The following is a 20,181-nucleotide window of genomic DNA, read 5'->3' on the forward strand; positions in this document are numbered from 1 at the left end:
TTTATCTCTGGGGAAGGAACCACGCCATGACCACCCGACCGACCGCTGTCGTGCTCGGAATCGGACCCGGCCTCGGGATGTCGATGGCCCGCCGGTTCGCCGACGAGGGGTACCAAATCGCGCTCGTTTCGCGTTCCGCTGAGCGGCATCCCGCCTACCTGGCCGAACTCGACAACGCGGAAGCGTTCGTCGGCGACGTCCGGAATGGAATCGGAGCGACGCTCGACCAGATCGCCGAACGGTTCGGCCGCATCGACGTCGCCTACTACGGCCCGGCCGCGATCGAACCGGACAGCATGCCCACGGACATCACCGACGCGACCGTCGATGCCGTCGAGAAGGCGATGAGCTGGGTGTATCCGGCGGTCGAGGTGGTCGGCACCCTGCTGCCGGGCATGCTGGAGCGCGGCCGCGGCGGATTCCTGTTCGCCGGCGGGCTCAGCGCGGTGCGGCCGATGCCCGCGCTCGGCGCGCTCGCGGTGTCGTCAGCGGCGCTGCGGAACTACGCGCGGACGCTGCACGAGAGGCTGGCCGGGACCGGCGTGTACGCGGGCAGCCTCATCATCGGCGGACTGGTCGAACGCGGCGACATCCACCGGATGGTCGTGTCGCAGCGGGAAAAATACGGCGACGCTGGCGGTCACACCCTGAATCCGGATGCGATCGCCGGCGTCGCCTGGAAGATGTTCTCCGCCGGGGACCCGGCCGAGAGCGTGTTCGACGCCCTCTAGCAGGTTCAGACCACCGTGAGGCGGTTCTCGAAGTCCTCCACCAGCTTGCGCCAGGCGCTCTGCTCGGTGTCGAACGGCGCGCTCGGCTCGAGCCGGCTCGGGTCCGGCCGGAGCACGAACGACACGAGCCAGCCGAGGCTTTCGTTGGCCGCCAGCGCGGTTTCGACGGTGTCGTCGCCCGCCCATTCGGCGGCGTCGGTGATCAGCTCGACGGCCAGTTCCAGCTGGGTCGGGTCGATCGACTCCGGGCCCTCGGCGATGTCCTCGTCGAGGCCGGGGAACACGTAGGTGTTGTCCGGGTCGACCTCGATCTCCAGTTCGTCGGCCGCCGCCTTCTCGCGCACCTCGTCCCAAGTGGACACGCCGGCGAGGTCGGTGTCGGCCAGCTCGTCGCCCGCCTTGATCGCCTTGAGCAGCGCCTTCGGCGAGCCGAACACGTCGATCTCGCCCTCGCTGCCGAGGAACACCGGCTTGTCGTCGAGGTAGCAGCGCAGCGTGTAGTACTCCGCGCCGGACGTGACGATCTTGATCGGGTCGATGCCGACCTCGCCCCAGAAGCCGACCGGCTCGTCCTCGGCGTCCTCGTCGTCGGCGTCGACCGCTTCGAGGTCCTCCGGTCCGCCGTCCTCTTCCCCGGCCTCCGCCTCGGCGGATTCCTCGTGGAAGGCGGCCAGCTCCTCGGCGGTCTGCTCCAGCACCGCGGCGTCGACGTCCGGCACGGTCACCAGGTTGTCGATCGCGTCGAGCACCGTGTCCCACTTCTCGGAGACGGCCTTCGACAGGTCGTTCCACAGCGCTTCGCCCTCGCGCCCGGTGAACGGCAGCCGGCCCTGCTCCAGCAGCGAGAAGCCCTCGTACGCGTCGAGCACCTCGTGCACCTCGTCCAGCTCGCACACGTCGGCGAGCGAACGGACGATGCCGACGATCTCGGCCAGCTCGCCGATCGTCCACGAGTCCGGCTCCTCGGCGACCAGCTCGGGCACGCCGACGAGGTCGTAGGAGTGGTCGTCGTCCGGGATCAGCTCGGGCACGTTCAGCGCCGGCACCGCGTCCCACGCCGGGTGGTCGAGCAGGTCGTGCTGCTCGGCCGTGCGCACGAAGGCGGCCAGGTGGGCGGCGTCCGGGAAGGCGTACAGGTCGTCCTCGTCGCCGAGGAACGCTTCCCACTCCTCGCCGTCCTCCCGCCACCGCGGGGCCCAGAGGGTGACCACGTCGCCCTGCGGCAGCCCGAGCTCGATCGGGATGATGTCCTGTGCCATTGCCGAATCCTCCGCGAGTACCGCCCGTGTGCGCGCCCGCCTGCCTGTGGCCCCTCCGGCGACGCGCGGTACCGGAAGCCTACGGGTTGGGGCAAGTGCCCGCGATCTCCCCTGCACCTGCGGCCGGGCCCGGGATGGCACGATAGGCCCCGCGATGACTCTCACCGACCTCCTGCCAGCGGATCCCGACGCAGATGCCCTGTTCGAAGCCTTCACGACGTGGACGGCCGAACGGGGGATCGAGCTGTATCCGGCGCAGGAGGAGGCGGTGATCGAGGTCGTCTCCGGGGCCAACGTCATCCTGTCGACCCCGACCGGTTCCGGCAAAAGCCTCGTCGCGGTCGGCGCCCACTTCACCGCGCTCGCCCACGGCAAACGCAGTTTTTACACCGCGCCGATCAAGGCGCTGGTCTCGGAGAAGTTCTTCCAGCTCATCGAGATCTTCGGGGCTGATCAGGTCGGCATGATGACCGGTGATTCGAGCGTCAACGCCGACGCCCCGATCATCTGCTGCACGGCGGAAATCTTGGCGAACATCGCGTTGCGCGACGGCGCCGGCGCCCCGGTCGGCCAGGTCGTCGCGGACGAGTTCCACTTCTATTCGGAACCGGACCGCGGCTGGGCGTGGCAGGTCCCGCTGATCGAGCTGCCGAACGCGCAGTTCGTGCTCATGTCGGCCACGCTCGGCGACGTTTCGTTCTTCGAAAAGGACCTGACCCGGCGGACCGGACGGCCGACCGCGGTGGTCACTTCGGCGCAGCGGCCGGTGCCGCTGACCTTCCGGTACGCGCTCACGCCGCTGCACGAGACGATGTCCGAGCTGCTCAACGGCGGTCAGGCGCCGGTGTATGTCGTGCATTTCTCGCAGGCCGCGGCCATCGAGCGGGCGCAGACGCTGATGAGCATCAACGTCACCACCAAGGCGGAGAAGGAGGCGATCGCCGACCTGCTCGGCGACTTCCGGTTCTCCGCCGGGTTCGGCAAGACGCTCTCGCGGCTCGTGCGGCACGGCATCGGCGTGCACCACGCGGGCATGCTGCCGAAGTACCGGCGGCTGGTCGAAACGCTCGCGCAGTCCGGGCTGCTGAAGGTGATCTGCGGGACGGACACTCTCGGCGTCGGCATCAACGTGCCGATCCGGACCGTGGTGTTCTCGGCGCTGACGAAGTACGACGGCGTGCGGCAGCGGCATTTGAAGGCGCGCGAGTTCCACCAGATCGCCGGACGCGCGGGCCGCGCCGGGTACGACACCGACGGGTACGTCGTCGTGCAGGCGCCGGATCACGTGGTGGAGAACGCGAAGGCGCTGGAGAAGGCGGGCGACGACCCGAAGAAGAAAAAGAAGATCGTCCGGAAGAAAGCGCCGGAGGGTTTCGTCAACTGGACCGAGAGCACGTTCGACCGGCTGATCGCGGCCGAGCCGGAACCGCTCACGTCCAGCTTCCAGGTCAGCCACTCGATGCTGCTGAACGTGATTTCGCGGCCGGGCAACGCGTTCGACGCGATGCGGCACCTGCTGGAGGACAACCATTCGGACCGTCCGACGCAGCGGAAGCTGATCCTGCGGGCGATCGAGATCTATCGTTCGCTGCTCGCCGCCGGGGTCGTGGAAAAACTGCCCGAACCGGACGCCGAAGGCCGCATTGTCCGCTTGACGGTGGACCTGCAGTTCGATTTCGCGTTGAACCAGCCGCTTTCGCCGTTCGCCTTGGCTGCCATCGAACTGCTGGACATGGAGTCGCCGTCGTACGCCCTGGACGTGGTGTCCATTGTGGAATCCACAGTGGACAACCCGCGGCCGGTGCTGTCGCAGCAGCAGTTCAAGGCGCGCGGCGAGGCCGTGCAGGCGATGAAGGCCGACGGCATCGAGTACGACGAGCGGATGGAGCTGCTCGAGTCCGTCACGTATCCGAAACCGTTGGAGGAGCTGCTCAACGCGGCCTACCAGTCGTATCGCGCCGGACATCCGTGGGTGGCGGATTACGAGCTGTCGCCGAAATCGGTGGTGCGCGACATGTACGAGCGCGCGATGAACTTCGTGGAATACGTGGGCTTCTATCAGCTCGCGCGTTCCGAGGGGTTGGTGCTGCGCTACCTCGCCGACACCTACGACGCGTTGCGGCACACCGTGCCGGACGAGGCGAAAACCGAATCGCTGCAGGATCTCATCGAATGGCTCGGCGAATTGGTGCGCCAGGTCGACTCGAGCCTGCTGGACGAATGGGAAGCGCTGCGGCATCCGGACGAGGAAGGCCCGGTGTCGCACCGGCCGCCGCCCGAGCCGCCCGCGGTCACGCGCAACGAGCGGGCGTTCCGCGTGCTGGTGCGCAACGAACTGTTCCGCCGGGTGGAGCTGGCCTCGCGCCGGGCGTACGACGAGCTGGGCGCGCTGGACGCCGCATCCGGCTGGGACGCCGACGCCTGGGAAGACGCGATCGAGGACTATTTCGACGAACACGATTCGCTCGGTATTGGGCCGGACGCGCGTGGTCCGGCTTTGCTGCTGATCGAGCAGGAACCGGATGTGTGGCGGGTGCGGCAGATCTTCGACGATCCCGCCGGAGATCATGACTGGGGGATCAGCGCGGAGGTCGATCTGCGCGCCTCGGACGAGGTGGGCAGTGCGGTGGTGCGGATCGTGGACGTGAATCAGTTCTGAGGACGCTTGGCCGGGATTCGGGCGGTCCGGGCGGGAACCCTGAGCCAGCGCTCCCGCACGGCCTCGAACACCTTTGACAGCAAGGGAAATCTGGTCCGGGGCAGGCCGATCAGCTCGCCATGAGCATGGAACGCGCGTCCAACCCGTCGAACCACAGACCGATCGCCAGCCCCGCGGCGGCTTCCAACAGGGCGGCCCGCTCCAGGCCGCCCGCGGGCAGGGGAGTGCAGCCCAGATCCTGGACCAGCTCCGTTGCCACGGCGACCGCCTCGGGAGCACCGCACAGCGGGACCCCGAGCGGACGGCCTTCGAATAGCGGCGGAGTCATCCGCCAGACGTCCACATGGGCGAGGTTGAACGCCTTCACCACCGAAGCGCCGGGAGCGTATTCGGCGATCCGCGCGGCCACCGGTTCACCGGTCGCGCCGGGGGTGTTGGTGCAGTCGAGGAGGACTTTGCCGGTGAGGTCGAGCGGGGTGAGCAGGGCTTCGAGGGCGGTGGAGGGGACGGCGAGCAGGATGGCGTCCGCTCGGGCGGCGGCGTCGGCCCAGTCCAGGACCTCGGCGCCGAGTTCGGCGGCCAAGGCGGCCGCACCCTCGGGGGAGCGGCCGGAAACGGTCAGGTCGTGCCGGGTCCATTGGCCGCCGAGGGCGGAAGCCATGCCGCCGGTGCCGAAGAGGGCGATGCGCATGGGAAGGTCTCCTGTCGTCGCGTGGTTGTACGGAAGCGACGTTATGGACCAGGGCAGGAACCGAAAGGTAACCATGGAGTTCATCGCCGACTGCCGTACCCGGCTCGCGTTCGACCTGGTGGCGAACACCTGGCATCCGGTCGTGCTGTGGACGTTGAAGAACGGCCCGCTGCGGCACGGTGAACTGCGCACGCGCATCGGCGGGATCAGTGCGAAGGTGCTCACCGAAGCAGTGCGCAAGCTGGAACGCGACGGGCTCGTCGAACGCGCGGACGGGGCGTATCAGCTCACCGAGCTAGGCGTGAGTTTTCTCGGTCCGATCGAGGGATTCGGGCGCTGGGCGGCGGAGTACGGCGACCAGGTGCTCGAAGCGCAGCTCGCTCACGAGGGCAACGGCCTGGCTCGCGCCAGCTCCAGCAGCGGCACGGCCGCCGCGGCGTCGGTGACCAGCGTCGAAACCAGCCCGGACCGCAGCACCGCGTCCACCGCCTCGGCTTTCGGCTGGCTGTAACCGATCGCGATCACCTCGGGGACCGCCATCAGCTCCTCGTGGCTGATCGCGAGCACGTGGTGCGCCAGCCCGGTGCCGAGCGAGTTGCCGTCCGCGTCGAACAGCCGCGCGGCGACCTCGGCGGTCGCGCCCCGGGCCGCGATGGCGGCGCGTTCGGCCTCGTCCAGCGCGTCGTACACGGTGGATTCCCCGGCCTCCCAGGAACCGATGCTCACCACGGCCTTGGTGAGTTTTCCGAACTGCGCGAACGTTTCCGCGATGCCCGGCTGGTGGCGCAGGATCTCGGTGGTCCGCCGGTCGGGCAGGACGAGCGGGCCGAAGATCGGGTACGAATCGCCGCCGGACACCGACGTCACGCGGCTGACCGTCTCCACCGAACGGCCGCGCATGTCCATCCCGGCCTGCACCCCGCACAACTGCACGATCGGGCAGCGCGGCAGGGTCCGGATCGCCTCGGTCATCGCGTTGACCGACCGCGCCCAGGCCAGCCCGATGACGTCGTCCGGGGTCGCGATCTCCTCCAGCAGCCGGGCGGCCAGCGCGCCGACCTGCTTGCGGACGACCTCCCTCGGCTCCTTTTCGGATGCTCGTTCGAGCACGAGCACGCGGTCCAGCCGGTAGGCGCGGCGGAGGTCGTCGGACAGCTGCACGTCGATCGGAGCGGGCAGGTCGAACTCGATCCGCACCAGCCCGGACTCGAGTGCCGTGTCCAGCATCCGCGCGACCTTGAACCGGCTCATGCCGAACTCGTCGGCGATCTCCAGTTTCGACGCGCCCTGCACGTAGAACCGCCTGGCCATGGTGGCCAGCAGCAGCGTCTCGGTCAGCGGCAGTGGCCCCTTTTTCCTGCTCACATGAGCAGGATAGCGCAAAAATGAGCTTTGCTGGTTGACGGATCCGCAGGCAGGGGCCTGTAATGCCTACGCATGTTACCTACGGCATAAGTCAATATCGCTCAAATGAGCATCTTGGAAGGTGATGAGGCATGCGCGCCGCGATCGTGGACCGGCCCGGGGAGATCCGGGTCGGCGAGGTTCCCGATCCGAAGCCCGGGGAGCGCCAGGTCGTCGTGAAGGTGGGTGCCTGCGGGATCTGCGGCACGGACCTGCACATCGCCGACGGGCATTTCCCCCCGACCCCGTATCCCATCGTCCCCGGGCACGAGTTCTCCGGGGAGATCGTCGAACTGGGCGCGGACGTGCCCGCCGAATGGAAGGTCGGCGACCGGGTCGCGGTCGACCCGTCGATCTACTGCGGATACTGCACGCCGTGCCGGTCCGGGCACGGCAACCTCTGCGCGAACTGGAACGCGACCGGCGACACGGTCAACGGCGCGTTCGCCGAGTACGTGGCGGTGCCCGCGGACACCTGCTACCGGATACCCGACGCGATGACCTGGGAACAAGGCGCGCTGGTCGAACCCGTTTCCTGCGCGGTGCACGGCGTGCGCCGGATCGGCGTGGAGGCGGGCGAACGCTTCCTCGTGGTCGGCGCGGGCACGATGGGCCTGATCATGCAGCAGCTCCTGCTCCGGGCGGGCGCGCACGTGACGATGGTCGACCGCAACGCCGACCGGCTGCCTCGCGCGACTGACCTCGGCGCGGCCGCGGTGGCTTCCGATGTGTCCGAATTGGACGATGAACGCTTCGACGCAGCCGTGGACTGCACCGGTGCGGCACCCGCCATCGAGGCCGCCTTCAACGCGCTGCACCGCGGTGGCCGGTTGCTCGTGTTCGGCGTCGCTCCGGCCGAAGCACGCGTCGCGCTTTCGCCGTTCCGCATCTACAACGACGAGATCACCATCGTCGGTTCGATGGCGGTGCTGAACAGCTACGGCAACGCGCTCGACCTGGTCGCGAACGGCTACATCGACACCGAAGCGCTGATCACCGACACCCTGCCGCTCGAGCAGTACCCCGAGGCACTGGCGAAAATGCGCAGCGGGTCCGGCCTCAAGATCCAGGTGCTGCCCGGAGGTGGCGGCCGTGCGTAAACTCCTGTGCCTCCTTGCCGCGACAGCGTTGTTAGTGACGGGATGCGCCGGAGCCGGGGCGCTCGGCACCGGCGGGCGGACACTGGTCGTCGCGATCGTGTCCAATCCGCAGATGAAGGACGCCATCTCGCTCAAGGGCGAGTTCGAGCAGGCCAACCCCGGGATCAAGCTCAAGTTCGTTTCCCTGCCGGAAAACGAGGCCAGGGCGAAGATCACCGCGTCCACCGCCACCCAGGGCGGCGAGTTCGACGTGGTGATGATCAGCAATTACGAGGCTCCGCAATGGGCGGCCAACGGCTGGCTGGAGAACCTCGAACCGCACATGAAGGCGACGCCGGGTTACGACGAGGCCGACTTCATCCCGAGCATCCGGCAGTCGCTGTCGTACGAGAACCAGATGTACGCGGTGCCGTTCTACGGCGAATCGTCCTTTGTGGTCTATCGCAAGGACCTGTTCCAGAAGGCCGGGCTGACCATGCCGGCTCATCCGACGTGGCAGCAGATCGCCGATTTCGCCGCGAAACTCGACGACAAGCAGGCCGGTATTTCCGGAATCTGCCTGCGCGGCAAGCCGGGCTGGGGCGAAAGCCTCGCGCCGTTCACCACGGTCGCGAACACCTTCGGCGCGCAATGGTTCGACAAGAACTGGAACGCGAAGCTGACCAGCCCGGAGTTCACCAAGGCGGCGAACTTCTACGTGAACCTGCTGCGCGAGCACGGCGAGGTCGGCGCTTCGAGCGCCGGGTTCACCGAATGCGGCACGAAGTACGCCCAGGGCAACGCCGCGATGTGGTACGACGCCACGTCGATGACCGGCACCACCGAGGACCCGAAGAGCAGCCACGTCGGCGGCAAGAACGGTTACGTCGCCGCGCCGGTCGACAAAACGCAGGCGAGCGGCTGGCTCTACACCTGGGCGCTGGGCATCCCGAAGGTCGGCAAGAACAAGGACGACGCCTGGAAGTTCATGGCGTGGATGACGAACAAGGAGTACGCGAAGAAGGTCGGCGAGACCTACGGCTGGAACCGGGTGCCGCCGGGCACGCGCAAGTCGACCTACGAGATCCCGCAGTACAAGGAAGCCGCGAAGGCCTACGCCCAGCCCACGCTGGACGGCATCGCGGCGGCCAACCAGCAGACGACGATGGCGAACCCGGTGCCGTACCCGGGCATCCAGTTCGTCGGGATCCCGGAGTTCCAGGACCTCGGCACCCGGGTCAGCCAGCAGCTGTCCGCCGCGATCGCCGGTCAGACCTCCGTCGCCGACGCGCTCGCGCAATCGCAGAAATACGCGGAATCCGTCGGAAAGTCGTATCAGGAGGTGCAGCGATGAGCACCCTCTCCGTCCCCGCCGGAACCGCGCCGGCGACCGTGAAGCCCGCCGCGAAGAAGGTGACCGGTTCGGCCGGGAAGCGGCGGCTGCCGCTGCTTCCCGCGCTGATCTTCGTGATCGCGGTGACACAGATTCCGTTCCTGCTCACCGTGTTCTACTCGTTCCAGTCGTGGAACCTGGTGCGTCCGGGCTCGCGGCATTTCGTCGGCTTCCGCAACTACGTCGACGTCTTCACCGACACGACGTTCCTCGGCGCACTGCTGAACACCGTCGTGCTCACCGTGGTTTGCGTGTTCCTTTCGCTGCTGCTCGGACTCGGGCTCGCGGTGCTGCTGGACCGCAAGTTCCTCGGCCGCGGGTTCGTCCGGACGCTGCTGATCACGCCGTTCCTGATCCTCCCAGCGGCCGGTGCGCTGCTGTGGAAGACCACGGTGTTCGACCCGACGTACGGTCTGCTGCACTTCGTGTTCGGCACCGACACCGACTGGCTTTCGCAATTCCCGCTGGCCGCGGTGATGGCGCAGATCATCTGGCAGTGGACGCCGTTCATGACGCTGCTGATCCTCGCCGGGCTGCAGAGCCAGTCGAAGGAGGTGCTGGAGGCGGCGTCGGTGGACGGCGCGAGCCGCTGGCGCACCTTCGGGTCGATCACTCTGCCGCACCTGTCGCGGTTCCTGCAGCTGGCCACGCTGCTCGGCGCGATCTACATCGTGAACAGCTTCGACGCGATTTTCCTGATGACGCAAGGCGGTCCGGGCACGGCCAGCACGAACCTGCCGTTCTACATCTACCAGCGCGCGTTCGAGGGCTTCGACATCGGACAGTCGTCCGCGATGGGCGTCGTCGTGGTCATCCTGACGATGATCGTCGCGACGTTCGCGCTGCGGCTGATGTTCCGCGCGTTTTCCGTGGACGGAGGAGTCAAGTGACCGCAACCGCCACCGCCTCGACCGCCGCGACCGGCACCGCGCCGCCTCCGCCGCGCCGGACCAAACGCCGCTACGGTCCGGGCACGCTGACCGTCGCGACCTGGATCATCGCGATCCTGTTCGTTTTCCCGTTGCTGTGGATGATTCTCACCGCGTTCAAACAGGAAAACGACGCGTACACCGATCCGCCGAAGCTGTTCTTCACGCCGACGTTCGACCAGATCTCGAACGTCCTCAACAGCGGTTTCCTGCCGTATCTGGGAAATTCGGCGTTCGTCACGGTGATTTCGACGCTGCTCGTGCTGCTGCTGGGAATCCCGGCCGCGTACGCGCTGTCGCTGGCCCCGGTCAAGGGCACGAAGAACGCGCTGGGCTTCTTCCTGTCGACCAAAATGCTGCCGATCGTCGCGGCGATCATCCCGCTGTACGTGATCTCGCAGAACACCAACCTGCTGGACACGGTGTGGGCGCTGATCATCCTGTACACCGCGATGAACCTGCCGCTCGCGATCTGGATGATGCGGTCCTTCTTCCTGGAAGTGCCCGGCGAAATGATCGAGGCGGCGCGGATCGACGGGGCGAACCTGCCGACGTTGCTGCGCAAGATCATCATGCCGGTGGTCGCGCCTGGAATCGCCGCGACCGCGCTGATCTGCGTGATCTTCTCCTGGACGGAGTTCTTCTACGCGGTCAACCTCACCGCCGCCCGGGCCGGCACGGTGCCGGTGTTCCTGGTCGGCTTCATCACCAGCGAGGGCCTGTACTGGGCCCAGCTGTCCGCCGCCGCGCTGCTGGCCTCGCTGCCGGTGATGATCGTGGGCTGGATCGCGCAGAACCACCTGGTGCGCGGCCTGTCCATGGGCGCTGTGAAGTAAGGGAGAACGCAGATGTCCGCTGAAGTGATTTACGACCAGGCGTCGCGTGTCTACCCCGGCAACCCGGGCGTCCGCGCGGTCGACCAGTTGAGCCTCGAAGTGCCGGACGGCGAGTTTCTCGTGCTCGTCGGCCCGTCCGGCTCGGGCAAGTCCACCGCGCTGCGGATGCTCGCCGGGCTGGAGGACGTCAACGAAGGCTCGATCCGGATCGGCGACCGCGACGTCACCGACCTGCCGCCGAAGGACCGGGACATCGCGATGGTGTTCCAGTCCTACGCGCTGTACCCGCACATGACGGTCGCCGACAACATGGGTTTCGCGTTGAAATTGCGCGGTTTCTCGTCGGCCGACATCAAGAAGCGGGTCGACGAGGCGGCCGCGATGCTGGATCTGTCGAAGTTCCTCGACCGCAAGCCGAAGGCGTTGTCCGGCGGGCAGCGGCAGCGGGTCGCGATGGGCCGGGCGATCGTGCGCGAGCCGAGCGTGTTCCTGATGGACGAGCCGCTGTCCAATCTGGACGCGAAATTGCGCGTCGAAACCCGGGCCAACATCGCGAAACTCCAGCAACGGCTCGGCACGACGACCATCTACGTGACCCACGACCAGGTCGAGGCCATGACGATGGGCGACCGGGTGGCCGTGCTGAAGGACGGGGTGCTGCAGCAATGTGACGCGCCGCGGTCGCTGTACGAGAAGCCGGCGAACTCGTTCGTGGCCGGGTTCATCGGGTCGCCGGCGATGAACCTGGCGACGCTGCCGCTGTCCGACGGTGGCGTGCAACTGGGTGACCTCGTCGTGCCGCTGCCGACCGAGGTGCGGACGGCGGCGGCTGGGCTGTCGGAGATCGTCTTCGGCATCCGGCCGGAGTCGCTGCGCCTGGTCGGCGAGGCCGAGGAAGGCTTCGAACTCGTCGTGGAGCTGGTCGAGGAACTGGGCGCGGACGCGTACCTGCACGGCAAGGTCGGCGACGACCGGTTCGTGGTCCGGGTCGACGGACGGACGCCGCCGCGGATCGGCGACAACGTCCGGGTGGCGCTGCGCGGCGAAGGCGAGACGCACGCGTTCGATCCGAAGACGACGCTGCGGTTGGGCTGAGCGGGAGTGTCGGTGCCGGGTCTCCGGCACCGACACCTAGCTCTCACGGGGGAGGCGCTTCCCCCTGGCGTCCGATCCTTTCTCGCACGGTTCGGACGACGCTTGACGCATGTCGTTGAAGCAAGCCGAATTGCGCAAGTGGCCGGGTTACACCGCCGCGATCTGGGGAGTGGTGTTCGCGATCCCCAGCTTCGTCTGGGCGACCGGCAGCACCTTCGGTGCGCAGTCCACGGTGTCGCCGCCCCTGGTGAAACTCGCACAGGACCGGGTGCCATGGTTTGTCGCCGTCCTGGTGATCACCGGGCTGCTGAAGGTTTTCGGTGCGGTGATCGGAGTCGGCCTGACGCGTCCGCGCGGCCAGTGGCTCAGCCGGGCGATGGTGTTCTGCGGCGGTGGGGCCGCGATCCTGCTGACCTGGCACGGCGGGCTGTTCGTCGTGCAGGGCGTGCTGGTCAAGACCGGAGCCTTCGCCGTTGAACCAACTGAGCTGATCAACTGGTATCTCTACCTCTGGGGACCGTGGTTCCTCGCAGGCGGTCTCGCGTTCGCCGGGGCCGTCGCGCAGTACGTCCGGCATTGCGCGGACCGGCGCACATTGACGCGTTACGGAGTGGTCGGCGCACTCGGTGCGTTGGCGCTGTCGGTGGCCGCGGTCGCGACGGGCATTGGGTGAGTCAGCGGAGGGCTCCGGCGAGGACGGTGGCCGCCATCTGGCGCACGGCTTCCTCGCTGGGCGGCTCGCCGGTGCGGTCGGCGAAGAGCAGGTGACCGGCCCCGATGAGGGTCGGGGCGAGTGTCTGCACGTCCGCATCCGGAGCCAGCCGGCCGAGTTCCTTTTCCGCGGCAAGGTAATCCGCGAGCACGTGTGCCGCGTCGGTCGCCAGCGGAATCCCCGGACCCGGCCGTGCGGCACGGAGCCGGTGCCGGAGTTCGTCGCGGAAGGTGATCAGGGCGACGATCGACACCGCGACCGACGAGAAGACTTCGGTGAGCACCTCGGCCACCGTCTCGACCAGGTCGCCGGTCCCGGCGTGCAGGTCGTCCGCCCGGGCTTCCAGGCGCTGGATCCGGTCGAGCACCAATGCGGCGAGAAACGCGTCGAAATCCTCGAAATGCCGGTGCAGCACGCCCTTCGCGCAATCCGCCTCGGTGGTGACAGCGCGACTGGTGAGGCCGCTCGGTCCGTCGCGCAGCAAAACCCGCTCCGCGGCGTCGAAAAGCTGGGCGCGCACGTCGCGGAGATGGATCCCGGTGGGCAACTTAACGGTCCTTCCTGGCCATAGTGGGCGCTTGCCCACTATGGTGGGCGCATGCCCACTTTACCCCGTCCCGAACCGCATCAGCACCGGACCATGGCGGAGTCGTTCGGCGTCGATCCCGAGCGCTACGACCGGGCGCGCCCGCGTTACCCGGACGAACTGGTGACCGCCGTTCTCGAGGCCAGCCCGGGGAACGAACTGCTCAACGTCGGCTGCGGGACCGGCATCGAAGGGCGGCAATTCCACGCCCGCGGCGCGGTCGTGCTCGGCGTGGAGCCGGACGTGCGGATGGCGGAGTTCGCCCGCCGCGATTTCCCGGTCGAGGTCGCGAAATTCGAGGATTGGGACCCGGCCGGACGAACCTTCGACGCGCTCGTGTCCGGGCAAGCCTGGCACTGGGTCGATCCGGCGGCGGGAGCCGCGAAAGCCGCGCAGGTGCTGCGTCCGGGCGGCCGGTTCGTCGCGTTCTGGCACGTGTTCCTGCCGCCGGAAGAAATTTCGCACGCGCTGGCGGACGCGTTGCGCCGGGCGATGCCGGACTCGCCGTTCAGCGGCAACTATCTGAAGAGCCCCAGTGCCGACGCCTATCAGCCGATGCTCGACAAAGCCGCAGTCGGGTTGGCCGGGACCGGCGCGTTCGGCAAAGCCGAGAACTGGCGTTACGACTGGACCCAGAATTACCGCCGCGACGAGTGGTTGGACCTGCTCGCCACCCAAGGCGGCGTCACCGTGGCGACGCCGGAGCAGCGCGACCAGATTCTGGCCGAGGTCGGCGCCGCGATCGACGCGCGCGGCGGCCACCTGACGACGAATTACTCGACCGCCGCGGTGACCGCCGTCCGACTTCCGTCGTGAGTGTTTATGCCGGTTAGAACCGGCATCGCCACTCACGAGGCCCCTACCCGACGGCGCATGACGGGCCGTCTCAGCCCGCACCCCGCGCGCCAGCCCGCACATCCGCCAGCTTGCGTGCCGCGGTGGTAGGGATGTCGTGAGTGTTTATGCCGGTGAGAACCGGCATAAACACTCACGAGGGGGTCACTCCTCCAGCGAAAGCGCTTGGCTCGGGCAGATGTTCACGGCCTCGCGCGCCTTCTCGACCAGCTCGCCGTCCGGGGTGTCGTTGAGGACGATGACCGTGCCGTCTTCCTCGCTCTGGTCGAACAGCGCGGGCTCGGTGAGCACGCACTGGCCCGCGCCGACGCACTTGCCGGTGTCCGCGATGATCTTCATGATGGCCTCTTCCTGGCTTGTGGTGGGAGCACTCTGATCTCTACCAGGTCACCGGCAACTGGTACAGGCCGAAGATCGTGGCGTCTTCCTTCACCGGGATCTCGTCGACCGGCAGCACGCTCTTCAGCGTCGGAACGCGGCGGAACAGCGTGTCGAACACGATCTGCAGCTCCATCCGCGCCAGGTTCTGGCCGAGGCACTGGTGCGGACCGAAGCCGAACGCGACGTGGTGGCGCGCGCCGCGTTCGAGGTCGAGCTTTTCCGGGCTCTCGAACACGTCCGGATCCCAGTTCGCGGCGTAGCCCAGCACGAGCACGCCCTCGCCGGCTTTGATCGTGACGCCGCCGATCTCGACGTCCTCGGTCGCGACCCGCGCGGTCGCGCCTTCGACGATCGTGAAGTAGCGCAACAGTTCCTCGACCGCGAGGAGCGTTTTGCCCGGGTCGGCCTCGATCGTCGCGCGCTGTCCGGGGTTCTCCAGCAGCCCGATGGTGCCGAGCGAAATCATGTTCGCCGTGGTCTCGTGCCCGGCGACCAGCAACAGGAACGCCAGCCCGATCATCGCGTCGTGGTCGTAGTTGCCTTGGTCGCGGCGTTTGACGATCTGCCTGCCGAGCAGGTCGTCGGTCGGGTCCTTCTCCTTCGCCGAGACCAGGCCGCTGAGGTACTCGCGCAGTTCCTCGGACGCCTTCTTGCGGTCCTCGACAGTGGTGCTGCGCCGGATGAGCGCCATCGTGCGCTGCTGGAAGTAGTCGTGGTCGGCGTACGGGACGCCGAGCAGTTCGCAGATCACCAGCGACGGCACCGGCAGCGACAGCTTTTCCACCAGGTCCGCCGGTTTCGGCCCGGCGAGCAGTTCGTCGATCAATCCGTCGACGATCTCCTGGATCCGCGGGCGCATCGCCTCGACCCGCTTCACGGTGAACTCGCCGAGCACCTCCCGGCGGGCCTCGCCGTGCTCGGGCGCGTCCATCCCGATCATGGCCTTCTGCTTGGCGTTGGTCAGGATCGCGGCCCCGCCCTCGGCCAGGAACGGGAAATTGGGCAGGAACCGGTCCGAGGAAAACCGGCGGTCGCCGAGGATCTGCCGCGCTTCCTCGTGCCGCGACGCCACCCAGGCCTCTTTGCCCCCGGGGATCTGCACGCGGGTGAGCGCACTCGCCTCGCGCATCCGGACGTACTGCTCCGGCTGCGAGAACGGGCAGGTGCGGGCGACCGGCATGCGGAGTTCTTCAGTGGCAGTCATCGTTTCCCCCTTCACCACGCCACCGGGAGGCAGTACAGCCCGAAGACGCCGGAGTCGTGTTTGAACGGCAACGCCTCGACCGGCGCGGCGAGACGCAGCGTCGGAATGCGGCGGAAGAGCGTGTCGAAGACGATCTGCAGTTCCATTCGCGCGAGGTTCTGGCCGAGGCACTGGTGCGCGCCGAAGCCGAACGCGACGTGGTGGCGGCCGCCGCGGGAGATGTCGAACTGTTCGGGCTCGGGGAAGACCTCGGGGTCGAAGTTCGCCGCGTAGCTCAGGCCGAGCACGCCCTCGCCGGCTTTGATGGTGACGCCCGCGATGTCCACGTCCTCGAGCGCGACGCGGGTGGTGGCGAATTCCGCGATGGTGAAATAGCGCAGCAATTCCTCGACGGCGTCGAGGGTTTTGCCCGGGTCTTCCTTGATCGCGGCGAGCGCGTCCGGGTTCTCGAGCAACGCGACGGTGCCGAGCGAAATCATGTTCGCGGTGGTCTCGTGCCCGGCGATGAGCAGCAGGAAGGCCAGCGACACGAGGTCGTCGTGGTCGTAGGAGCCTTCCTCGCGCTTCTTCTCGATCTGGCGGCTGAGCAGATCGTCCGCCGGTGCGGTTTCCTTCGCGGACACCAGGTCGGACAGGTATTTCTGCATCGCTTCGACCGAGGCGCCGCGCTCGTCGGCGGAGATCTCGCGGTTGAGGAGCCGCGAGCTGTGCTTCTGGAAGAAATCGTGGTCGGCGTACGGAACGCCGAGCTGCTCGCAGATCACCAGCGACGGCACCGGAAGCGACAGCGCGGACACCAGGTCGGCGGTCTGGTCGCCGGCCAGCATCGCGTCGAGGTGTTCGTCCACGATTTCCTGGATGCGCGGCTGCAGAGCCTTCATCCGCTTGACGGTGAACTCGCCGACGACCCCGCGCCGGGCCGGGCCGTGCTCCGGTGCGTCCATCCCGATCAGCGACGGACGCAGCTTCGGGCGGCGCTGCAGACCGTCTTTGAACAGGACCGGGAAGCCGGGGTTGAAGCGGTCCGAACTGAACCGCGGGTCGTTCAGCATCGCTCGCAGGTCCTCGTGCCGATGCAGGACCCAGGCGCGCTGACCGCTGCGTTCGAGCTCGACGTAGTGCGCGCGAGCGTCGCGGAACCGGTCGTATTCCGGCGGCGGCGCGAAGGGGCACGTCCGCTTCATCGGGAACGCGGCCTGCTCCGGCTGGGTGCGGCTGGGCTGGGCGACTTCGGTCATCTGAACCCCCTGTGGTGGGTTTGCCCCGTTACGGAATGAATGTGGAGGATTACATTCCGGTTCAGTGCCCAAGGTACCGAAGTGGAAGATCGCCGTCCACTAGCAACGGGGTGACAATTGCTGTCCGCTCCCGATCACTGGCACGTTTGCGCTGCTGGCCCGGCGTGCGAGAATGCGCGCCAACCGGGAAGAGGGAAGGCCGGGCATGAGTGCAGACCCCGAGACGCCGCTGCGGGCGGACGCGCAACGCAACCGCGACCAGATCATCGCCGCGGCTCGCGTCATCTTCGCCAGCCACGGTCCCGAGGTCCCGATGGAGGAGATCGCGCGCGCGGCGGGCGTCGGCGTGGGCACGCTCTACCGGCGCTTCCCGGACCGCGACGCGCTGATCCGCGCGGTGGCGGTGGACAACTTCGCGGGCGTGCTGGACCACGCGCGGCGGCTGTCGGTGGAAGCGCCGACGGCGTGGGAAGCGTTGGTGCAGCTGCTGTATCACGGCGCGGAACTGCAGTTGTCGATGCAGCTGGCCATGTTGTCGCAGCGGGCGCACGAAATTCTCAAGGACGACCCCGAGGTGGCTCAGCTGCGCGAAGCGGTGCTGCTCGAGGTCGAAGGGCTGGTCGACCGCGCGCAGGCCGAGGGGACGCTGCGCAAGGACGTGGGCGCGGGAGACGTCGCGGTGCTGTTCGCCCGGCTGATCCGCCAGCTGCCCGCGCACCGGTTGAAATCGCCGGAGATGGCCACGGCCCGCAACATCGCCATCATGATCGACGGCCTGCGCGCTGGTCCGGCGACCACGTTGCCGGGGCGGCCGATCGGCAAGGAAGACTTGCTCTGACTGCTTCTTTGGACGTGACGGGCGCTGCGGGGTTGCTCAGGCGGGGGTGATCTCACAACGGGCCATCGCGTTCCGGGCGGGGACGTCTTATCTCGTGAAGCCGGTGCGGAGCCGCCGGAAATCGCGAGAGGGGACGAATCATGAAGAACATCCGCCGAATCGCCATCGCGGTCGCTGTTGCCGGAGGCGCGACCGCGGTCTTCGCCGGGACGGCTGGTGCCGCGACCGCGGACTCGTCGGCGCTTCCGTGCACGGCGAACCAGTTCAGCACCAAGCTCGTCTACGGCGGGGCCGGCGCGGGCCAGCGCAACGCCGCGCTGCAGTTCACCGCGAACGAGGGCGAGCGGTGCGTCTTGTCCGGCCGGGCCGACGTCAATCTGGTCGGCGCGCACAACGTCCTGGTCAACAACGAGGCACCGGCCGACGCGCCGCCGGTGCTGATCGCGAACGGTTCGTCGGCATACGTGCCGCTGCACTGGACGGCGATCGGGTCCGACGACGAGCAGCAGACGCCGAACGCGCTGACCGTGACCGCTCCGGCCGACTCGAACCCGCACGGGGACCCGATCGACCCGAACGTGACGGTGGACTGGACCTTCGGCGCGGTAGACGCCGGCGCGGACAGCCACAACCTCGACGTCGGCACGCTGACGGCAGGCGAAGCGCCTGCGGCGTAACGGATTCCGGCTCAGTCGGGCGGGGCTGCGCGGGTCAGCGAATCGAGCACCCGCAGCAGCACCGCCCGGGCGGCGTCGCCCTCGGCCGCGACTGTCCACAGTAGATCCGCGACCTCGTGGTACGGGTCGACGTCGCTCGCGATGTGCTCGCCCTCGGGGGTCTCGACCATCGCGACGTCGTCGACGACCCAGAAGTCCGCGGTGATCGGGTAGGGCACGACGACGTCCGCGGGGATGATGCCGAAGCGGATGTTGGGGGTGCCGAGCAGCGCGAGCAGCTTGTGCACCTGCGCGATCATCACCTCCCGCGGCGCGTTCGGATAGCGCAGCGCGGCCTCGGAGGTGAGCAGTTCGATGGTGCGGCCGGGTTCGTAGAGGATCTGCTGGCGCTGCATCCGCGCCCGGACGGCCTCGGTGATGTCCTGTCCGCCGCCGTGGATCCGGGCGTGGGCGAGCAGCGTATGCCGCGCGTACTCCGGGGTTTGCAGTAATCCGGAGACAATTCGGAGATCTACTGCACGAATTCGTAGCGCTCTGGCCTCGCGGGCTATGGATTCCTCTTGTCTGGCCCGGTGTCCGTCGCGGACTTTGTCTTTCCAGCTGGCGTGCGCGTCGCGGACCTCGACGAGTTGCTCGCGCAGTTCCGCGGCCAGTTCCGGAGGCCCGCCGACCGCGGCGACCCAGGCGTCGAGATCGTCGTCGCCGACGGTCTGCCTGCCGTTTTCTATCTTGCTGACCTTGGGCGCGTTCCAGCCGATGGCCTTGGCGAAGTCCTTTCCGGTCTCGTATCCCGCGTCGACCCGGAGCCGGCGCAGGCGGTCGCCAAGCTCTGCCCGGCGTTTCTCGAAACTGGTAGGCACTCGCCCTCGCTATCGCATGCGGAATTCCTCGAACCCGATGGCATCTTCCCACACCTGGGGTCGAGTTTCGAGAAATCCTGGGGGCCTAGTGCGTCTGAATCGCCGCGCTGCCCTTGCCTCGCCTGCGCCGGTCGTCGTGCTCAGGCTTCCTGCGGGAAGAACTTGAGCAGGCCGGCGGGGATTTCGACGGCCGTCTCGGTGTCCGGCATGCCGCGTTCGTGCAGCTGCCGCAGCGCCTGCTCGTCGGTGACCCGGTATCCCTGGACGACAAACGTGCCGCGGTTGGTGCGATAAGCGTTGGGGCAGTTGCCGCCGGCGCTGGTGGTGCCGAGGAACTCGAGGGCGAGTGCTTCTTCGGACTGGGCGGGCTGCGGGGTCATGCGAAGTCCTCCTGACGTGCTGGCGGCGCCTGTACCGGACACGGGGTTGTCGAAATTTCCCCAATGGCTCATGTTGGCAGAGAATTTCGCGAAAGGATAGGGCTGTGGCGCGAAATGTTGGTGTCCGGTGGTCCTCGCTCAGGCGACTTCGGCGCGGGTGAGCGTCGGTGCGTCGACGAGATGGGAGCAGGCGTCGAGCTGCGGTCCGCCGCTGTTGTCCGGGCTGCCGAAACTGAGCCCGCGGCCGGGGAGGTCGATCGCGAACGGCGGAGGGCTGTGCGTCCGGCTCTCACACGGCATCAGGTGTGCCGCGTTACGGATGCCGCACTTCGTCGTCTTCGGTGCTAAGTGTGCCCACCGCGCACTGTTTCGGT

Annotated in this window: 21 protein-coding genes and 1 pseudogene; 12 read left to right on the forward strand and 10 right to left on the reverse strand. The window is 67.8% G+C overall.

Annotation, left to right across the window (positions count from 1 at the left end):
* The first annotated feature begins 26 nt into the window (after positions 1-26).
* Entirely contained in the window at positions 27-731 is a 705-nt protein-coding gene (locus SSMG_RS02800) for an SDR family oxidoreductase (protein ID WP_009072577.1), read from the forward strand.
* A gap of 5 nt (positions 732-736) precedes the next feature.
* Here SSMG_RS02800 and SSMG_RS02805 read toward each other — a convergent pair whose 3' ends face one another.
* On the reverse strand, positions 737-1,990 hold the full coding sequence (locus SSMG_RS02805; protein WP_009072581.1) for a hypothetical protein: 1,254 nt from the start codon (positions 1,988-1,990) through the stop codon (positions 737-739).
* 154 nt (positions 1,991-2,144) lie between these two features.
* Here SSMG_RS02805 and SSMG_RS02810 point away from each other — a divergent pair, with 154 nt between their 5' ends.
* Complete coding sequence (locus SSMG_RS02810; protein WP_037712360.1) at positions 2,145-4,649, forward strand: RNA helicase; 2,505 nt, start codon at positions 2,145-2,147, stop codon at positions 4,647-4,649.
* Between the two features lie 109 nt (positions 4,650-4,758).
* On the opposite strand, the gene SSMG_RS02815 is transcribed toward SSMG_RS02810, so the two are convergent.
* Positions 4,759-5,340: an NAD(P)-binding domain-containing protein gene (locus tag SSMG_RS02815; RefSeq protein ID WP_009072583.1), complete on the reverse strand. Its 582-nt coding sequence runs from the start codon at positions 5,338-5,340 to the stop codon at positions 4,759-4,761.
* 73 nt (positions 5,341-5,413) lie between these two features.
* Here SSMG_RS02815 and SSMG_RS46605 point away from each other — a divergent pair.
* A pseudogene (locus SSMG_RS46605) lies at positions 5,414-5,689 on the forward strand (winged helix-turn-helix transcriptional regulator); the annotation flags it as partial.
* Between the two features lie 32 nt (positions 5,690-5,721).
* Here SSMG_RS46605 and SSMG_RS02820 read toward each other — a convergent pair.
* Positions 5,722-6,705 (reverse strand): sugar-binding transcriptional regulator, encoded by a 984-nt coding sequence (locus SSMG_RS02820; RefSeq protein ID WP_009072586.1) that lies wholly within the window; start codon positions 6,703-6,705, stop codon positions 5,722-5,724.
* Between the two features lie 131 nt (positions 6,706-6,836).
* On the opposite strand from SSMG_RS02820, the gene SSMG_RS02825 reads away from it, so the two are divergent.
* The 6 genes from SSMG_RS02825 to SSMG_RS02850 all read left to right on the forward strand — a co-directional run bounded on the left by SSMG_RS02825 (position 6,837) and on the right by SSMG_RS02850 (position 12,749).
* Positions 6,837-7,844, forward strand: a complete 1,008-nt coding sequence (locus SSMG_RS02825) for a zinc-dependent alcohol dehydrogenase family protein (protein ID WP_009072589.1) — start codon at positions 6,837-6,839, stop codon at positions 7,842-7,844.
* Positions 7,837-9,177 (forward strand): sugar ABC transporter substrate-binding protein, encoded by a 1,341-nt coding sequence (locus SSMG_RS02830; protein WP_009072591.1) that lies wholly within the window; start codon positions 7,837-7,839, stop codon positions 9,175-9,177. Before SSMG_RS02825 ends, SSMG_RS02830 begins: the two co-directional genes overlap by 8 nt.
* On the forward strand, positions 9,174-10,106 hold the full coding sequence (locus SSMG_RS02835) for a carbohydrate ABC transporter permease (RefSeq protein ID WP_009072593.1): 933 nt from the start codon (positions 9,174-9,176) through the stop codon (positions 10,104-10,106). Before SSMG_RS02830 ends, SSMG_RS02835 begins: the two co-directional genes overlap by 4 nt.
* On the forward strand, positions 10,103-10,981 hold the full coding sequence (locus tag SSMG_RS02840) for a carbohydrate ABC transporter permease (protein ID WP_009072595.1): 879 nt from the start codon (positions 10,103-10,105) through the stop codon (positions 10,979-10,981). Before SSMG_RS02835 ends, SSMG_RS02840 begins: the two co-directional genes overlap by 4 nt.
* 12 nt (positions 10,982-10,993) lie before the next feature.
* On the forward strand, positions 10,994-12,076 hold the full coding sequence (locus SSMG_RS02845; protein ID WP_009072597.1) for an ABC transporter ATP-binding protein: 1,083 nt from the start codon (positions 10,994-10,996) through the stop codon (positions 12,074-12,076).
* Between the two features lie 109 nt (positions 12,077-12,185).
* Positions 12,186-12,749, forward strand: a complete 564-nt coding sequence (locus SSMG_RS02850) for a DUF3995 domain-containing protein (RefSeq protein WP_009072599.1) — start codon at positions 12,186-12,188, stop codon at positions 12,747-12,749.
* A gap of 1 nt (position 12,750) precedes the next feature.
* Here SSMG_RS02850 and SSMG_RS02855 read toward each other — a convergent pair whose 3' ends face one another.
* Complete coding sequence (locus SSMG_RS02855) at positions 12,751-13,335, reverse strand: TetR/AcrR family transcriptional regulator (RefSeq protein WP_009072601.1); 585 nt, start codon at positions 13,333-13,335, stop codon at positions 12,751-12,753.
* Between the two features lie 51 nt (positions 13,336-13,386).
* On the opposite strand from SSMG_RS02855, the gene SSMG_RS02860 reads away from it, so the two are divergent.
* Positions 13,387-14,190 carry a class I SAM-dependent methyltransferase gene (locus SSMG_RS02860; protein WP_009072603.1) on the forward strand — a complete coding sequence of 268 codons (804 nt, stop codon included), beginning with the start codon at positions 13,387-13,389 and terminating at the stop codon, positions 14,188-14,190.
* 183 nt (positions 14,191-14,373) lie between these two features.
* Here SSMG_RS02860 and SSMG_RS02865 read toward each other — a convergent pair whose 3' ends face one another.
* The 3 genes from SSMG_RS02865 to SSMG_RS02875 are packed head-to-tail and all read right to left on the reverse strand — an operon-like array spanning position 14,374 to position 17,052.
* A complete protein-coding gene (locus tag SSMG_RS02865; RefSeq protein WP_009072605.1) occupies positions 14,374-14,568 on the reverse strand; it encodes a ferredoxin in 195 nt (64 codons plus the stop codon).
* Positions 14,569-14,608: 40 nt separating this feature from the next.
* Positions 14,609-15,814: a cytochrome P450 gene (locus tag SSMG_RS02870; RefSeq protein ID WP_037712364.1), complete on the reverse strand. Its 1,206-nt coding sequence runs from the start codon at positions 15,812-15,814 to the stop codon at positions 14,609-14,611.
* A gap of 11 nt (positions 15,815-15,825) precedes the next feature.
* Entirely contained in the window at positions 15,826-17,052 is a 1,227-nt protein-coding gene (locus SSMG_RS02875) for a cytochrome P450 (protein ID WP_009072609.1), read from the reverse strand.
* Between the two features lie 205 nt (positions 17,053-17,257).
* On the opposite strand from SSMG_RS02875, the gene SSMG_RS02880 reads away from it, so the two are divergent.
* Together SSMG_RS02880 and SSMG_RS02885 are read left to right on the forward strand one after the other, a co-directional pair.
* Entirely contained in the window at positions 17,258-17,890 is a 633-nt protein-coding gene (locus SSMG_RS02880) for a TetR/AcrR family transcriptional regulator (RefSeq protein ID WP_037712365.1), read from the forward strand.
* Between the two features lie 140 nt (positions 17,891-18,030).
* Positions 18,031-18,567, forward strand: a complete 537-nt coding sequence (locus SSMG_RS02885; RefSeq protein WP_009072614.1) for a DUF4232 domain-containing protein — start codon at positions 18,031-18,033, stop codon at positions 18,565-18,567.
* Positions 18,568-18,578: 11 nt separating this feature from the next.
* Here SSMG_RS02885 and SSMG_RS02890 read toward each other — a convergent pair whose 3' ends face one another.
* The 3 genes from SSMG_RS02890 to SSMG_RS45200 form a co-directional block, all read right to left on the reverse strand.
* A complete protein-coding gene (locus tag SSMG_RS02890; RefSeq protein WP_009072615.1) occupies positions 18,579-19,427 on the reverse strand; it encodes a helix-turn-helix transcriptional regulator in 849 nt (282 codons plus the stop codon).
* 140 nt (positions 19,428-19,567) lie between these two features.
* Positions 19,568-19,807, reverse strand: coding sequence for a hypothetical protein (locus SSMG_RS02895; protein ID WP_037712366.1), 240 nt, complete (start codon positions 19,805-19,807; stop codon positions 19,568-19,570).
* A 138-nt stretch (positions 19,808-19,945) separates the two neighbouring features.
* A complete protein-coding gene (locus tag SSMG_RS45200; protein WP_158687983.1) occupies positions 19,946-20,107 on the reverse strand; it encodes a hypothetical protein in 162 nt (53 codons plus the stop codon).
* Positions 20,108-20,181: the final 74 nt, after the last annotated feature.

Source organism: Streptomyces sp. AA4, assembly GCF_000158875.1.
Lineage (GTDB): Bacteria > Actinomycetota > Actinomycetes > Mycobacteriales > Pseudonocardiaceae > Amycolatopsis.

What these genes read in the sequence shown, in the direction of transcription:
- SSMG_RS02800 (WP_009072577.1), top strand. Translation starts at nt 27, where the DNA reads ATGACCACCCGACCGACCGCTGTCGTGCTCGGAATCGGACCCGGCCTC.
- SSMG_RS02805 (WP_009072581.1), bottom strand. Translation starts at nt 1,990, where the DNA reads ATGGCACAGGACATCATCCCGATCGAGCTCGGGCTGCCGCAGGGCGAC.
- SSMG_RS02810 (WP_037712360.1), top strand. Translation starts at nt 2,145, where the DNA reads ATGACTCTCACCGACCTCCTGCCAGCGGATCCCGACGCAGATGCCCTG.
- SSMG_RS02815 (WP_009072583.1), bottom strand. Translation starts at nt 5,340, where the DNA reads ATGCGCATCGCCCTCTTCGGCACCGGCGGCATGGCTTCCGCCCTCGGC.
- SSMG_RS02825 (WP_009072589.1), top strand. Translation starts at nt 6,837, where the DNA reads ATGCGCGCCGCGATCGTGGACCGGCCCGGGGAGATCCGGGTCGGCGAG.
- SSMG_RS02835 (WP_009072593.1), top strand. Translation starts at nt 9,174, where the DNA reads ATGAGCACCCTCTCCGTCCCCGCCGGAACCGCGCCGGCGACCGTGAAG.
- SSMG_RS02845 (WP_009072597.1), top strand. Translation starts at nt 10,994, where the DNA reads ATGTCCGCTGAAGTGATTTACGACCAGGCGTCGCGTGTCTACCCCGGC.
- SSMG_RS02850 (WP_009072599.1), top strand. Translation starts at nt 12,186, where the DNA reads ATGTCGTTGAAGCAAGCCGAATTGCGCAAGTGGCCGGGTTACACCGCC.
- SSMG_RS02860 (WP_009072603.1), top strand. Translation starts at nt 13,387, where the DNA reads ATGCCCACTTTACCCCGTCCCGAACCGCATCAGCACCGGACCATGGCG.
- SSMG_RS02865 (WP_009072605.1), bottom strand. Translation starts at nt 14,568, where the DNA reads ATGAAGATCATCGCGGACACCGGCAAGTGCGTCGGCGCGGGCCAGTGC.
- SSMG_RS02870 (WP_037712364.1), bottom strand. Translation starts at nt 15,814, where the DNA reads ATGACTGCCACTGAAGAACTCCGCATGCCGGTCGCCCGCACCTGCCCG.
- SSMG_RS02875 (WP_009072609.1), bottom strand. Translation starts at nt 17,052, where the DNA reads ATGACCGAAGTCGCCCAGCCCAGCCGCACCCAGCCGGAGCAGGCCGCG.
- SSMG_RS02880 (WP_037712365.1), top strand. Translation starts at nt 17,258, where the DNA reads ATGAGTGCAGACCCCGAGACGCCGCTGCGGGCGGACGCGCAACGCAAC.
- SSMG_RS02885 (WP_009072614.1), top strand. Translation starts at nt 18,031, where the DNA reads ATGAAGAACATCCGCCGAATCGCCATCGCGGTCGCTGTTGCCGGAGGC.
- SSMG_RS02895 (WP_037712366.1), bottom strand. Translation starts at nt 19,807, where the DNA reads ATGACCCCGCAGCCCGCCCAGTCCGAAGAAGCACTCGCCCTCGAGTTC.
- SSMG_RS45200 (WP_158687983.1), bottom strand. Translation starts at nt 20,107, where the DNA reads ATGCCGTGTGAGAGCCGGACGCACAGCCCTCCGCCGTTCGCGATCGAC.